Annotated in this window: 15 protein-coding genes and 1 pseudogene; all 16 read right to left on the reverse strand. The window is 66.4% G+C overall.

Going from position 1 to position 14,894, the window contains the following annotated elements; translation table 11 throughout:
• Positions 1-303 precede the first annotated feature (303 nt).
• Positions 304-1,077 (reverse strand): tol-pal system protein YbgF, encoded by a 774-nt coding sequence (gene ybgF / locus AC1DJN_RS04235; protein WP_478027947.1) that lies wholly within the window; start codon positions 1,075-1,077, stop codon positions 304-306.
• A pseudogene (locus tag AC1DJN_RS04240) lies at positions 1,074-1,452 on the reverse strand (OmpA family protein); the annotation flags it as partial. The gene ybgF and the pseudogene AC1DJN_RS04240, both read right to left, overlap by 4 nt.
• A 64-nt stretch (positions 1,453-1,516) precedes the next feature.
• Positions 1,517-2,836, reverse strand: coding sequence for a Tol-Pal system beta propeller repeat protein TolB (tolB, locus tag AC1DJN_RS04245; protein ID WP_033831823.1), 1,320 nt, complete (start codon positions 2,834-2,836; stop codon positions 1,517-1,519).
• Positions 2,837-3,085: 249 nt separating this feature from the next.
• A complete protein-coding gene (gene tolA / locus AC1DJN_RS04250; RefSeq protein WP_025874670.1) occupies positions 3,086-4,141 on the reverse strand; it encodes a cell envelope integrity protein TolA in 1,056 nt (351 codons plus the stop codon).
• Complete coding sequence (tolR, locus tag AC1DJN_RS04255) at positions 4,131-4,559, reverse strand: protein TolR (protein WP_032975135.1); 429 nt, start codon at positions 4,557-4,559, stop codon at positions 4,131-4,133. Before tolR ends, tolA begins: the two co-directional genes overlap by 11 nt.
• Before the next feature lie 24 nt (positions 4,560-4,583).
• On the reverse strand, positions 4,584-5,363 hold the full coding sequence (gene tolQ, locus AC1DJN_RS04260) for a protein TolQ (RefSeq protein ID WP_025874672.1): 780 nt from the start codon (positions 5,361-5,363) through the stop codon (positions 4,584-4,586).
• Between the two features lie 10 nt (positions 5,364-5,373).
• Complete coding sequence (ybgC, locus tag AC1DJN_RS04265) at positions 5,374-5,811, reverse strand: tol-pal system-associated acyl-CoA thioesterase (RefSeq protein ID WP_032975136.1); 438 nt, start codon at positions 5,809-5,811, stop codon at positions 5,374-5,376.
• Positions 5,801-6,841: a Holliday junction branch migration DNA helicase RuvB gene (gene ruvB, locus AC1DJN_RS04270; protein WP_025874674.1), complete on the reverse strand. Its 1,041-nt coding sequence runs from the start codon at positions 6,839-6,841 to the stop codon at positions 5,801-5,803. The genes ybgC and ruvB overlap by 11 nt, the downstream gene beginning before the upstream one ends.
• Positions 6,842-7,356: 515 nt before the next feature.
• Complete coding sequence (locus AC1DJN_RS04275) at positions 7,357-9,276, reverse strand: potassium transporter Kup (RefSeq protein ID WP_032975137.1); 1,920 nt, start codon at positions 9,274-9,276, stop codon at positions 7,357-7,359.
• A gap of 49 nt (positions 9,277-9,325) precedes the next feature.
• Positions 9,326-9,919, reverse strand: coding sequence for a Holliday junction branch migration protein RuvA (gene ruvA / locus AC1DJN_RS04280; RefSeq protein ID WP_032975138.1), 594 nt, complete (start codon positions 9,917-9,919; stop codon positions 9,326-9,328).
• A gap of 13 nt (positions 9,920-9,932) precedes the next feature.
• A complete protein-coding gene (ruvC, locus tag AC1DJN_RS04285) occupies positions 9,933-10,454 on the reverse strand; it encodes a crossover junction endodeoxyribonuclease RuvC (RefSeq protein WP_478038910.1) in 522 nt (173 codons plus the stop codon).
• Between the two features lie 129 nt (positions 10,455-10,583).
• Complete coding sequence (locus tag AC1DJN_RS04290) at positions 10,584-11,315, reverse strand: YebC/PmpR family DNA-binding transcriptional regulator (protein ID WP_032975140.1); 732 nt, start codon at positions 11,313-11,315, stop codon at positions 10,584-10,586.
• A 165-nt stretch (positions 11,316-11,480) separates the two neighbouring features.
• Entirely contained in the window at positions 11,481-12,113 is a 633-nt protein-coding gene (locus AC1DJN_RS04295) for an esterase/lipase family protein (RefSeq protein ID WP_025874679.1), read from the reverse strand.
• A gap of 77 nt (positions 12,114-12,190) precedes the next feature.
• Positions 12,191-12,712, reverse strand: coding sequence for a GNAT family N-acetyltransferase (locus AC1DJN_RS04300; protein ID WP_032975141.1), 522 nt, complete (start codon positions 12,710-12,712; stop codon positions 12,191-12,193).
• Between the two features lie 32 nt (positions 12,713-12,744).
• Entirely contained in the window at positions 12,745-13,080 is a 336-nt protein-coding gene (locus tag AC1DJN_RS04305; protein ID WP_025874681.1) for a hypothetical protein, read from the reverse strand.
• Positions 13,081-13,096: 16 nt separating this feature from the next.
• The gene (gene aspS / locus AC1DJN_RS04310) at positions 13,097-14,848 is read right to left on the reverse strand and encodes an aspartate--tRNA ligase (RefSeq protein WP_478038911.1); all 1,752 of its coding nucleotides are present in this window, start codon (positions 14,846-14,848) and stop codon (positions 13,097-13,099) included.
• Positions 14,849-14,894: the final 46 nt, after the last annotated feature.

Consider the following 14,894-nt stretch of genomic DNA (forward strand, 5'->3'; position numbering starts at 1 on the left):
CGGCAGGGGCGACTGCACGATCTCGCTGGGCGYGGCAACGGCGGCGGACGGGGGAACGGCGGTCATGGCAGGGACTTCTTGGTGGGACACGTGGCGGGTGGGCTACCGTGGCCGGTAACGAAAGCAGCCGAGCATGGCTCGGCTCTACAACAGCAGCCGGTCGGGTATGGCCCGACGGGTAATGCAAGTCGCCGGGCATGGCCCGGCGCTACCGGATCCGGACGGGTTTGCCGACCCGGAAACGAAAGCAGCCGAGCAAGGGCTCGGCGCTACGGGGAACACATTGTACGCCCGGTCAGCGGATCAGCGGATCTGATTGCCGAGGCGGATCGACTGCAGGCGGTCCTGCGCGGTACGCGCGGCGTCCGAGCCCGGGTATTGCGCCACGACGGTCTCCAGCGTCTGCTGGGCCTGGTCGACCTTGCCCTCGCCGTACTGCGAGAGGCCGACCTTGAGCAGGCCGCCAGCGGCCTTGTCGTGGGTGGGATAGCGCGAGAGCAGTTCGCGGAACTGGGACTCGGCCATCGGGAAATTGCGGGTGGCGTAATAGCTTTCGCCCAGCCAGTACAAGGCATTGGGGGCGTAGACGCCGTTCGGGTACAGCTCCAGGAAGCTCAGGAACAGCTGCGCCGAATCATCGTACTTGCCCGCCTTCAATGCGTCGAAGGCCACGTTGTAGGACGTACGCTCGTCACCGGTGACGGCCAGGCTGCCCGGGTCACCATGGACCGAAGGCGGCCGCTCGGAAGTGGCCGCCGCTGCGGGTTTTGCCGGGGCTGCAGGAGCCTTCGGTGCGCTCGCCGGAACCGCAGGCAGGGCCGGGGCGGCAGAGCCCCCTTCCAACCGGTTCAGGCGGCTGTCCAGATCCAGGTACTGGTCCTGGGCGGTCTGCTTGAGCTGGGCGTTGTCGTGCTGGAGTTGCTCGATCGAGGCCTGCAGGCTGGTGACCTGCTGCCGCAGCTGGTTGATCTGGTTCAACAGGTCCTGGTTGGCACTGTTGTTGTACATCTGCTGCTCGAGCGAACCGACGCGGTCGGCCAGGCTCTGACGTTGTGCATGCGCCGGTGCGGCAGCCACGAGGGCGTTGCCACGACGCTCGCCCAGGGCCTGGTTGTACGCGCGCGAACCGCGCTCGTCGGTGTGGCCCTGCAGGGTGATGCGCGAGGACGGACGGTCACGCAGGTACTTGGCGTGGCAAGCCATGATGGCCTGGAATTCCGGCTTCACGTCTTCCTTGTCCAGGTCGAAGTAGACAACGCGCTGACGCAGGCAGGCGTCGGTGTCCAGATCGCCCGGGCCGTACAGGCCGGAGGTGGACGGACCGGTCGGGGTGGTGGTCGAGGTGCCGGTATCGACCGGAGCCGGGGCTTCTTCCTTGACCTTCTTCGAGCAACCGGCCAGGACGGCCACGGACAGCAGGGAAACAAGCAGAACGCGGGTGGACTTGTTCATGGCGATACCTTTGTGGCTCCTAAGCCGATGAGGGGTTCAATACAGAGAAAATATTAACACTCTTTTAGCGCTGGGTACGGTATGGGGACCATGCCGGCTCGCGCACATCACCGTCTGCCAGGACCAGGCGCTGGCGCACGCGCGCATCGGCCGAGACGGCGTACAGCACACCACGACCACCCTCACGGGCGGCATACAGCACCATGCTCGCGTTGGGCGCGAAGCTCGGCGATTCGTCCAGCGAACCCGGCGACAGCGTGCTCCAGCGGGGCGAACCCAGCGAGCTGTCCATCATCGCGATCTTGTAGCTGTTGCCCGAACCCTGGGCGACAGCGATCTTCTTGCCGTCGTAGGACACCGAAGGCTTGGCGTTGTAGTTGCCCTGGAAGGTCACGCGCTCGGCGCTGCCACCACCGGCACCGACCTTGTAGACCTGCGGACGGCCGCCGCGGTCGGAGGTGAAGTACACCGCACTGCCATCCGGTGCCCAGGTCGGCTCGGTATCGATGGCGAAGTGGTTGGTCAGCTGGGTCAGCTGCTTGCTGCCCAGATCCATCACGTAGATCTCCGGGTTGCCCGAACGCGACAGGGTCAGGGCCAGCTTGCGGCCGTCCGGCGAGAAGGCCGGGGCGCTGTTGATGCCGCGGAAGCTGGTGACCAGCTCACGGGCGCCGGTGGAGATGTTCTGGATGTAGATGGCCGAGTTGCCACGCTCGAAGCTGACGTAGGCCAGCTTGTTGCCATCCGGGCTCCACGACGGCGACAGCAGCGGCTCGGCCGAACGCACGATGGTCTGCGGGTTGAAGCCGTCCGAATCGGCCACCATCAGCGCGTAGCGCATGGCGTCGCCCTTGCCGCTGGCGGTCACGTAGGCGATGCGGGTCCAGAAGGCACCACGGACACCGGTGATCTTCTCGTAGATGGCGTCGGCCATCTGGTGGGCAACGTCGCGCATGGCATTGCCACGGGCGGTCATCGCCAGGCCCAGCAGGCGCTCGCCCTTGGGCACGTCGAACAGTTCGTACTCGACGCGGTAGGCGCCGGCACCGGCGTCCATGACCCGGCCGACGACGATGTAGTTCTGCTTCAGCGCGCGCCAGGTGGCGAACTGGATGTCACCGCCACGAATCGGCTTTTCGACGATCTGCGCTTCGGGCAGCGTGCGGAACTGGCCCGAACGTTCGAGGTCGGCACGGACCACGCCGGCGACGTCGGTCTGCGGAGCACCGGCTGCACCCTGGTAGGGCATCGGCACGATGGTGATCGGGAGGGCGGAGGCATTGCCGCCGATGATGTCGATATCCAGCCCCTTCTGCTGCGCGACGGCAGCAAAGGGCAGCAACAGGGCCGCAAACACGGCAAGCCAGCGAGGCATCTTCTTCATGGAGCGCTCAAATAGGGGGAACCGGAACGAGGGATAACAAAACGGCAGTGAACCGCTTCGCAATCATGAACCAAGGGTACGTGAATTCCTGGTCAGTGCCAGCCGGGTCTCTCACATGCCGTTAACGTCGCGGCCACCTTTCGTGCGGATGACTCGTCCCAAGCATGGCGTGGACGGGCCCGTACGATCCAGAGCTAAAGGCGTCATTGGATGACGGGACAGCCCCAACGGGCTGCCCTGCCCCGCGCCTCAGCGATCCTGGGCGGTGAACGTGAAGTTGATCGTGCGTGCGAATACCTGCTCGAAACCGCGGTACGGCAGCGGCTGGGCGTTGAGCACGGCGGCCTCGATCGAGCGCTTGCCGGCTTCATCGAACGGGCAGCCGGCGCTGACCGTGGCGCTGCGGACGGTACCGCCCGGCAACTGGTTGATGGTGATCTGGCAGCGTTGGCCCAGCGGCACGCTGTCCGGACGCACCCACTGCGCCAGCACCTTGGCCTGGATGGCCGCCGCGTACTTGGCAGACAGATCATCACTGCTGCCACCACCACCGGCAGCCGGCTGTGCTGCACCACTGGCACCGGCAGCAGCCGTGCCTGCGGCATTGCGCGCGGCAGCGACCTGGCGCAGCTTCTGCTCGGCCAGCTTGGCTTCCTTCTCGGCCTGCTCGCGGCGGGCGCGGATGTCGGCGATCTTCTTCTGCTTCTCGGCTTCCGCCTTGTCAGCGGCCAGGCGCTCCTGCTCGGCCTGCTTCTTCTTGGCATCCGCTTCCTGCTGCTTGGCCAGACGCAGCTTCTGCTCGGCCTCTTCCTGGCGCTTGCGCTCGGTCAGGTCGATCTGCTCCTGGCGGCGCTTGGCTTCCTGCTCCTGCTTGGCCTTTTCCTGCGAGATCGCCAACGCGCTGACCGCGTCCTGGTCCTTGGTGTCGGGCTGCGCCACGCGTTCCTGCGCCTGTTGCTGCTGCGGCGTCGGTGCGTCCTGCGGGCGCGGCTCTTCAATCGGCTGCGGCGGCGGGATGGTGTCTTCCGGCACCGGGATCGGTTCGGCCACCGGCGGCGGCAGGTCTTCCAGCTTTTCCGACTGGCGCAGGGCCTGGCGGGCGGCAGCGGCTTCGGACGCGGACAGTGCCAGGCTGGCCTCGACCGAGGGATCACCTGCGGCGGCATCGGTATTGCGCTGCGGTGACCACAGCCAGGCGCCGATGAAGATCAACGCGACCAGCAGGTGCACCAGCACGGCCAGCACCATCGGCTGGCCCCAGCCGGGTTCCTGCTTGTGCGGTGGCGGCAGGGCGTCAGCGTGCATCGGTGGCCAGGCCTACCTTGTCCACGTTGGCGCGCTTGATCACGTCCATCGCCGCGATGACCTTTTCATAGGCCACGGCACGGTCGGCGGCGACGATCACGCGCACTCCCTTGTCCTGCGCGGCGATGCCGGACAGGTGGCCCTGCAGTTCCTCGGCAGTGACGGCCGTGGGTTCCTTGGCGTCGGGCAGCTTCAGGCTGAGCTGGCCGTCCTGGCGCACCGAGACGATCACCGGTTCCTGCTTGCTTTCCAGCGCCTTGGCGTTGGAATTGGGCAGGTCGACATCGAAGCTCAGGGTGAGCAGTGGCGCGGTGACCATGAAGATGATCAACAGCACCAGCATGACGTCGATATAGGGAACGACGTTGATTTCCGATTTCAGCTTGCGGCGCTTGCGGCGACCGATGGCAGCGGACATGGCTTGGACTCCCGGGTCTGGCGCTTACTCGTCGCCAGCGCTCTGGCGCTGCAGGATCGAGCTGAACTCGTCGGCGAAGGTCTCGAAACGCACCGACATGCGCTCCACGCGGGTGGTGAAGCGGTTGTAGGCCCATACCGCCGGGATCGCCACGAACAGGCCGATGGCAGTGGCGAACAGGGCTTCGGAGATGCCCGGGGCGACGGCGGCAATACCGGCCTGGGCGCCGCTGCTGATCATGTCGTGCATGGTCACCATGATGCCGAACACGGTACCGACCAGGCCTACGTACGGGGCGGTCGAGCCGATGTTGGCCAGCAGCTCCAGGTTGCGCTCGAGCTGGTCGACTTCGCGGGTGTAGGTGGTGCGCATGGCGCGCTGGGCACCTTCCAGCTGGGCACGGCCATCCAGCCGGCGCTTGTCGCGCAGGCGGGTGTACTCGCGGAAACCGGCTTCGAAGATGGCTTCCAGGCCGCCGACATTGCGGCTGCGGTCGGTGGCCGAGCTGTACAGCTTGCCCAGGTCGGCACCGGACCAGAAGCGGTTCTCGAACTCGTCGGCTTCGCGGGTGGCCTGCTTGAAGATGCGGGCCTTGCGGAAAATGATCACCCAGCTGACGAACGAGCCGACCAGCAGCGCCAGCACGATGATCTTCACCGGCAAGCTGGCCTTGGCCATCAGTTCGAGGTAGTTGATGCCGCCGCCGGTGGTGGCCTGGGCAAGGGTCTGGGTCGCGGCATTGCTGACGTCAGCCGGCAAAGCCTCGGTGACCGTGGCCTGCAGGGCCAGGAGCGTTGCGATCATCCGTTGTTCCTCAAGAGTTCTGTTCGGATTCGGGGTGGAGGTGGGGTTGCAGCGCGGCAAGGACGGCATCGTCCATGCCACGCGGGCGGAAACTGGCCGCGTCCAGTGCGGCGATGCGGACCTGTGCGGACAGCAGCAGCTGGCCGTCGCGCAGGACCTGCTGGTCGAAGACCATGCTGGCCTTCTTCAGCTGGACCAGGGTGGCGCTTACCTGCAGCTGGTCATCCAGCCGTGCCGGCTTGATGAAATCCATCTGCATGGAGCGCACCGCGAAGACCATGCCGTGCTCGGACCGCATGCGCTCCTGGCCGTAGCCCAGCGCGCGCATCCATTCGGTCCGGGCCCGTTCCATGAAGGCCACGTAGCGGGCGTGGTAGACCACGCCGCCAGCGTCGGTATCTTCCCAGTAAATGCGTGTCGGCCAACTGAATCGCGGTTCAACCGACATCGGGGACCTCGGCAAACAGGTCCTGCGGCGGGTTCTTCGGCTTCAGGCCCATGTGCCGGTAGGCCTTGTGGGTCGCCATGCGGCCACGCGCGGTGCGCACCAGGAAGCCCTGCTGGATCAGGTACGGCTCGACCACGTCTTCCAGCGTGCCACGCTCTTCGGAAAGCGCTGCGGCGAGCGACTCGATGCCCACCGGGCCACCGTCGAAGTAATCGACCATGGTCTTCAGCAGCCGGCGGTCAAGCTCGTCGAAGCCTTCCGGGTCGACCTTGAGCATCTGCATTGCGGCCTGGGCCACGGTCTGGTCGATGTGGCCACCGGCCTTGACCTGGGCGTAATCGCGCACGCGGCGCAACAGGCGGTTGGCGATACGCGGGGTGCCACGCGCGCGGCGCGCGATCTCCCCTGCCCCGTCGGCGGTGCAGTCGATGGCCAGGATCGCGGCCGAGCGGCGCACGATGCGGGTCAGTTCTTCGACGCTGTAGAACTCCAGGCGCTGGACGATGCCAAAGCGGTCGCGCAGCGGTGCGGTCAGCAGGCCGGCGCGGGTGGTGGCGCCGATCAGGGTGAACGGCGGCAGGTCGATCTTGATCGAGCGCGCCGCAGGGCCCTCGCCGATCATGATGTCAATCTGGAAATCTTCCATCGCCGGGTACAGCACTTCTTCCACCACCGGCGACAGGCGATGGATCTCGTCGATGAACAGCACATCGTGCGGCTGCAGGTTGGTCAGCAGCGCGGCCAGATCGCCGGCCTTCTCGATCACCGGGCCGGAGGTCACGCGCAGGGCCACGCCCAGTTCGTTGGCGATGACGTGGCTGAGGGTGGTCTTGCCCAGGCCGGGGGGGCCGAAGATCAGGACGTGGTCCAGCGCATCGCCACGACCCTTGGCGGCCTGGATGTAGATCTCCATCTGCTCGCGCACCGGCACCTGGCCGAGATAGTCGGCAAGTCGCTTGGGTCGGATGCTGGCGTCGGCGGCGTCATCCTCGCGGGTGGCGCCGGCGGCGATGATGCGGTCGTCGGTCATGTGCTGATTATGCGGTAAAAGCGGGGAGATTCGGCCGGGCTGCGCCCGGCACCCGCAGAAGCAACTGCAACTTCAACTGCCGAAGCAACAGCAGAAGCAGGTTTCCTGATGGATGGCGGGGTGGGTCCTGTTGCGGGGGACGCCGTAAACCCATCCATGGGGGCTTGGCCGCGGCATCCATGCCGCGGACACCCCCGCAACCGGACCCACCCCGCCTTCGACAGATCTCCGCGATCTGCCGGAATGGCATGGTCTGCTCCTGGTAGGTGTCGACCTTGGTCGACACGGCGTGGCCTGCTATAGGTGGGTGTCGACCTTGGTCGACACGGTAGATCCACGCCATGGGTGGATGGAACTGAGGAGCAGAGTGGGCTCGGCTTCTGGCGCGCGGCGCCTCCGCAAGTGGAGCCCCCTTGTTGTTCAAGGGGGCGCGCCGACAGGCGGGGGGATAAGGTGGAATGCGGGCGGGGCCCACGATTTGCGCAGCAAATCGTGGGACGTAGCGCAGGTGGAGATTAGATCTCCACCTGCGCGCCCAGCTCGACCAGGCGGTTGCCCGGAATCCGGAAGAAGCCCGTCGCCGGGGCGGCGTTCCTGTGCATCAGCGCGAACAGCTTGTCGCGCCAGATCGGCATGCCACGGTTGGCGGTGGCGACGATGGTCTCGCGGCTGGCGAAGAAGGTGGTGTCCATCGGGTCGAAGTAGATGCCACCGTGGTCGCACGAGCGCATCAGCGCCAGCGGTACGTCGGGGGTCTCCATGAAGCCGAAACGCACGTAGACCCGATAGAACTCATCGCCCACCGATTCGATCTTCAGGCGCTGCCCTTCCGCCGCGTACGGCACCGGCAGGGTCACCACATGCAGGAACACGTTGCGCTCGTGCAGCACCTTGTTGTGCTTGAGGTTGTGCATCAGCGCATGCGGGGCCACGGCCGGGTCGGCGGTGAGGAACACCGCGGTGCCGGGTACGCGTACCGGCGGCGCCAGCATCAGGCCCGGCAGGAAGGTGTCGATGCGGATGCCGTCCTTGCGGATCTCGTCGCGCAGCAGTTCGCGGCCACGGCGCCAGGTGCGCATCATGGTGAACAGGAAGATGCCCAGCACCACCGGGAACCAGGCGCCCTGCAGCAGCTTGGCGCCGTTGGCGATGACAAAGCCCAGATCGATGATGAAGAACACCACGCACAAGGGCAGGATCCAGTTGCGTGCCTTGGGCCACAGCGAACGTGCAACCAGGGCCAGCAGCAGGGTATCGATCAGCATGGTGGCCGACACCGAGATGCCGTAGGCCACGGCCAGGTTGGACGAGCTGCGGAAGGCCAGCACCAGGCCGATCACCATCACCGCGATGCCCCAGTTGATGCCGGGGATGTAGATCTGGCCGATGGTGTCGTGCGAGGTGTGCTTGATGCGCATGCGCGGGATGTAGCCCAGCTGCATGGCCTGGCGCGAGACCGAGAACGCACCGGTGATCACCGACTGCGAGGCGATCACCGCAGCCATCGTGGCCAGGATGATCATCGGGTACAGCGCCCACGACGGCACCGCCTCGAAGAACGGGTTCTTGACCGCCTCGGGATGGTTGAGCACCAGCGCGCCCTGCCCCAGGTAGTTCAGCACCAGGCAGGGCAGCACGAAGAAGTACCAGGCGTGGCGGATCGGCTTGGCACCGAAGTGGCCCATGTCGGCGTACAGCGCCTCGCCACCTGTCACCGCCAGCACCACCGCGCCGAGGATGAAGATGCTGTGCCAGCCGTGCTCCATGAAGAAGCGGATCGCCCACCACGGGTTGAACGCCTTCAGCACTTCCGGCGCGTCGACGATGTTGTAGATGCCGATCGCGGCCAGCGAAATGAACCAGATCGAGGTGATCGGGCCGAACAGCTTGCCGATCTTCGCGGTACCGAAACGCTGCACCGCGAACACGGCCAGCAGCACCACCACGGTGATCGGCACGATGAAGGCATGCAGCCCCGGCGCGGCAACCTCCAGGCCTTCGACCGCACCCAGCACCGATATCGCCGGGGTGATCACGCCATCGCCGAAGAACAGCGAGGCGCCGAAGATGCCGAGGATGCCGACCACGTAGGCCGAGCGCGACCCGTTGCGCAGCGTGCGCTGGGTCAGCGCCATCAGCGCCATGATGCCGCCCTCGCCATCATTGTCGGCGCGCATGATGATGGTCACGTACTTCAGGGTGACCACGATGTTCAGCGCCCAGAACGCCAGCGACAGCACGCCCAGCACGGTGTCGTGGTCGCTGTTGAGCCCGTAGTGCGGCGAGAACGCCTCCTTCAGGGTGTACAGCGGGCTGGTGCCGATATCGCCGAAGACCACGCCGATCGCACCGATGATCAGCGCCAGGCCCCCGGCGGGGGGAGCGTGACCATGGCCACCATGGGCGGCGGTGTGCGGGGTTTGACTGCTGGACATGGGGCTCCTGGCGAAGCTCAGGGTGTAATGGGGAAGGAAACGGAGCGGCTCAGCGCAGCGCCGATTGCAGGGCCTTGCGGATGACCATGGCCACTTCGTCGCCCTCGTTGAAGGCCTCGCGCGCCATCCGCGCCGCCTCGGTGGGCTTGTAGCCCAGCTGCTGCAGCGCCACGGTGGCATCGGACAGCGGATCGGCCGGGGCCGGGCCACTGCCGGTCGGCAGTGCGCCACCGGCACCGAACTGCGCCGCGCGGTCACGCAGTTCCAGCACCATGCGCTCGGCGGTCTTCTTGCCGATGCCGGGGATGCGGGTCAGCGCGGTGATGTCGCCGGCCTGGACCATGCGGGCGAATTCTTCGACGGTGACCCCGGACAGCACGGCCAGCGCGATCTTCGCGCCGATGCCGCTGACCTTCTGCACGTCGCGGAACAGGCGGCGCTCGCCTTCGCGCAGGAAGCCGTACAGCGAGACGCTGTCTTCCTTCTGCGAATAATGAGTGTAGAGCGTGACCTCACGGCCCAGCTCGGGCAGGTCGTAGAAGGTGCTCATCGGCGCCTCCAGCTCGTAGCCCACCCCATTGACGTCCACCACCAGCCACGGCGGCGCCTTGTAGGCGACGATTCCGCGCAGTCGACCGATCATTGCGTGCAGCTCCTCATTTGCGGCCCCACRCCTGGCGGGCAGTCAGCCCCAGGCGGTTGGCCGTTGCCCTTACGTGGGCATGGGTGATGGCCACGGCCAACGCGTCGGCCGCGTCGGCCTGCAGCTTGGTTTTCAGGTTGAGCATGAGCCCGACCATGTGTTGAACCTGTTGCTTTTCGGCGCCGCCACGACCGACCACCGCCAGCTTGATCTCGCTGGCGGCGTACTCGTGCACCGGCAGGTCGCGCAGCACCACCGCCGAAATCGCCGCGCCACGGGCCTGGCCCAGCTTCAGCGCCGAATCGGGGTTGCGCGCCATGAACACCTTTTCGATGGCCACTTCCTGCGGCTGGAACTCCAGGCACAGCTCGGCCAGGCCCAGCACCAGCAGCTTCATGCGCTGCGGGAAGTCATCGGCACCGAGCAGCACCAGCGGCTGGTGATGCACGTGGCTGACCCGGCCGCTGGCATCGACATCGATGATGCCGACCCCGGTCCGTTGTGAACCCGGGTCGATGCCGAGAATGCGGGTCATGCGGCACACGCGCGCAGGCCGCTGATCCGGGAAGGACGCATGCGGCGGTGATGGCTGGAAACGTCTGGGGTCATCATGGTCCGCATTGTCCGCTCACCGGCCGCCAAAGGCGACCGGCGCAGCGTCCGTTCAGGCGTAGGCGTCCGCGCCGAGATCGGCGTTGGAGTACACGTCCTGCACGTCGTCGAGGTCTTCCAGCATGTCCAGCAGCTTCTTGACCTGCAGGACAGTGTCGCCCTCGACCTTGATGTCGTTGTCGGCACGGAAGGTCAGCTCGGCATGATCCGGCGTGCGGCCAGCCGCCTGCATCGCATCCTTGACTGCGTGGAAGCTGTCCGCGGCGGTGAGCACGTCGATCGCGCCATCCTCCGGGTAGACCACGATGTCATCGGCACCGGCCTCGATGGCCGCTTCGGAGATGGCGTCCTCATCGGCGCCGGCGCCGTAGTGCAGCACGCCCACGCGTTTGAACATGAAGCTGACCGAGCCTTCGGTGCCCATGTTGCCGCCGCACTTGCTGAACGCATGGCGGACATCGGCCACGGTGCGCACGCGGTTGTCGGTCAGGCAATCGACGATGACGGCCACGCCACCGGGCGCGTAGCCCTCGTAGCGGATCTCTTCGTACTCGACGCCTTCCAGTTCACCGGTGGCCTTCTTGATGGCGCGCTCGATCACGTCCTTGGACATGTTCGCGGTCAGCGCCTTGTCCACGGCTACACGCAGGCGCGGGTTGTTGTTGGGGTCGCCTCCACCGCCGCGGGCGGCCACGCCGATCTCACGGATGATCTTGGTGAAAATCTTGCCGCGCTTCGCGTCAGACGCGTTCTTGCGGTTCTCGATGGAGGGGCCTCTACCCATGGGTCTTTCCGTACGTGCGTTGATGGATAAGGCCGCGGATTCTACCTGATCGGGCCCGCTGACCGTGTCGAGGGCGGATGGATGCCGCTGCGCTCGCCGGGCATGGCCCGGYGCTACCGGGGGGGCACCGCCGTGGTAGCGCCGGGCCATGCCCGGCGAACCGCCTTACGCGGCGGCGGCGTCCCGGCCATGGTCGAACTGGCCATGGCGGAGGAAATGCGCGGTCTGCCGCGCGGCATCGGGCGACACCACCAGGCCGCTGTGGCTGGTGCGCACCACGCAGTGGTCGGCCAGGCCCGGCAGGCGGGTCTCGGCCAGCGCCACGGTACCGTCGGAATCGTCATCCAGCGCCCCGAGCAGGCTGCCCAGCCCATGCGGCACCGAGCCGGCGATGAGGCCGACGGCGGCCTTGCCCTGCCAGTCCGGCAGCCCGTCCAGCAACAGCTCGCTGCTGCGGCCCAGGGCCAGGCCCCAACCATGTTCGGACAACGAGCGCGCAGTACCACTGCCCCGCAGTGGCGAGCCCAGGCAGACCACGCGCTGCACGGGCAACTGCGGCTGCCGGCGCAGGGCTTCCAGCGCCAGCAGGCCACCCAGGCTGTGCCCGACCAGCGACAGCGGGCCTGCATCTGCCAGCCGCTCCAGCAACTGCGGCACGGCCACATCGGGACCGCCAAATACGGACGAGTAGCCAAAGGTATGGACCTGGAAGCCGCGCGCGCGCAGGCGCCAGGCCAGCGGCCCGACCCAGGCACGGGCATTCCAGATGCCATGCAACAACAGAACGGGGGGAGTCATGTGCAACAGCCTGGCGGTCAGCGGGGCGGAACTACAGTGATTGAACAAAAGCCAGGGGCAAGCGGCGGTGAACGGTTTCAGGCCGGATGCGGCAAACGGCGCAGGATGAACTCAAGATCGTTGGTATCGCCCACCGGGAACAGGTACTCGCCGGCCTTTTCAAAACCATACCGGGCGTAGAAGCGCTGCGCGCCGAAGTTTTCCGACCACACGCCCAGCCACAGCGTGCGCGGGCCGTCGTGCTCCAGCCAGGCCAGCGCCGTTTCCAGCAGGCGGCTGCCCCAGCCGCAGCTCTGCTGCGTCTTGATCAGGTACAGGCGCTTGAGCTCACCGTCACCGGGCTTCACGTCCGGGTGCGGCAACCCACAGGGGCCGGCGGCGGCATGGCCGACCGCCTCCCCGTCCAGCTCCAGCAGCCACACCGCGTAATCCGGGTGGGCCAGGATCGTGCGCTGGCGCTCGACCGTGTAGGCCTCGTCGATGAAGTCCTGCAGGTCCTGCGGCGGATACAGATGGCCGAAGGTTTCGGTGAACGTGCGTGCGGCCAGCGCCGACAGGGTCGGCGCGTCGTCCACAGTGGCGCGGCGGATCGAATACATGGGTCGAGTTGACGTCAGGACCACGGTTCGGGTCAAGCCCGCTCCGCCGGTTCCTTGTCGTCTTCTTCCTCTTCCTCTTCTTCGTATTCCTCGTCGTCCTCTTCTTCCTCGCCGTCTTCCTCTTCTTCGCCTTCCTCGTCCTCGTCGTACTCTTCCTCTTCGTCGTCTTCGTAATCCTCGACGCCGAAGTCTTCACCGTCCCAGCGGCCTTCGCCGTCGGCGACGAAGGTCAGGGCCATGGCCGACGGGTTGGTACCGACACGGACCAGCCAACCACCGAAGACACGTGCACGCTCGGTGACCAGGTTGGCCTCGGAGCCTTCATTGCCCAGCTTTTCCCACTCCAGCGAAAACGCAAACTCGGTCATTGCCTGGATCTCCTGATCAGTTTTTCTTGGGGCGAACCTGGATGTGCACTTCGGCCAGCTGCTCGTCGACGATCGGCGACGGCGCGTCGGTCATCAGATCCTGCGCACCGGTGGTCTTCGGGAACGGGATGACGTCGCGGATCGACTCGGTACCGGCCATCAGTGCGGCGATGCGGTCGATGCCGAAGGCGATGCCRCCGTGCGGCGGSGCGCCRWAKTTSARSGCGTCGAGCAGGAAGCCGAACTTGGCACGGGCTTCTTCGGCACCGATGCCGAGCAGTTCGAACACCGCGCTCTGCATGTCGGGGCGGTGGATACGGATCGAACCGCCGCCGATTTCATTGCCGTTGAGCACCATGTCGTAGCCGCGCGAAACGGCGGTCTTGGCGTGCGCGCGCAGGTCGGCGATGTCGTCCACGGCCGGCGCGGTGAAGGGGTGATGCAGGGCGACGTAGCGCTGCGCTTCCTCGTCCCATTCGAACATCGGGAAGTCGGTGACCCACAGCGGCGCCCAGCTGTCGGCGACCAGACCGAAGTCCTTGCCGGCCTTCAGGCGCAGCGCGCCCATGAAGTCGGACACCTTGTTGTAGCCGCCGGCACCGAAGAACACGATGTCGCCGTTGCCGGCGCCGACATGGGCGACCAGGGCGGCGAAGCCCTCTTCACTGAAGAACTTCTGGATCGGCGAGCTGATTTCACCGTTCTCGCCCACCTTGATGTAGGCCAGGCCCTTCGCACCGTACTTGGCGGCGTGCGCGGCGTACTCGTCGATCTGCTTGCGCGACAGGCTGGCACCACCGGGGATGCGCAGGGCGGCGACGCGGCCATCGGCATCATTGGCAGCAGCGGTGAACACCGGGAATTCGCTGGTCTTGACCAGCTCGGCCACGTCCACCAGTTCCAGCTCGATGCGCAGGTCAGGCTTGTCCGAACCATAGCGACGCATCGCCTCGGCCCAGGTCATGCGCGGGAAGCTGGCATCCAGTTCGACGTCGACCACTTCCTTGAAGATGGCGCGGATCATGTCTTCGACGAAGTCCTGCACGTCGCGCTCGCGGACGAAGGCGAACTCCATGTCCAGCTGGGTGAATTCCAGCTGGCGGTCGGCACGCAGGGCCTCATCGCGGAAGCAGCGCGCGATCTGGTAGTAGCGGTCGAAGCCGGCCACCATCAGGATCTGCTTGAACAGCTGCGGGCTCTGCGGCAGGGCATAGAACTCGCCCGGGTGCATGCGCGCCGGCACCAGGAAGTCGCGTGCACCTTCCGGGGTGGCCTTGGTCAGGATCGGCGTTTCGATGTCCTGGAAGCCCTTCTCGTCCAGGTGGCGGCGCAGGGCCTGCACCAGCTTGATGCGGGTGCGCTGCATGCGCTGCATCTCCGGACGGCGCAGGTCCAGGTAGCGGTACTTCAGGCGGGTTTCTTCGCCCGGGTTCTCGTGGGCGTGGAACGGCAGAGGCGCGGCCTTGTTCAGCACGGTGATGGCGGTGGCGATCACTTCCACCTTGCCCGTGCGCAGCTTGTCGTTGACCGCGTGGCGAGCACGTACCACGCCTTCCACCTGCAGCACGTCCTCATAGCCCAGCGAGGCGGCCACGGCGAACACTTCGGCGTTGTCGAGCTCCACCGTCACCTGCACGATGCCTTCATGATCGCGGAGATCGATGAAGCAGACGCCGCCCTGGTTACGGGCCACGTCGGTCCAGCCGGCGAGGGTGACAGTCTGGCCAATCAGGGTCTCATCGACCAGGCCGCAGAAGTGGGTACGCATGGGGGGAAAGCTCCGCTGGAGAACGCCGGCGCCTGATGGGGGCCGG

The organism is Stenotrophomonas sp. 05L414_2 (assembly GCF_056397905.1).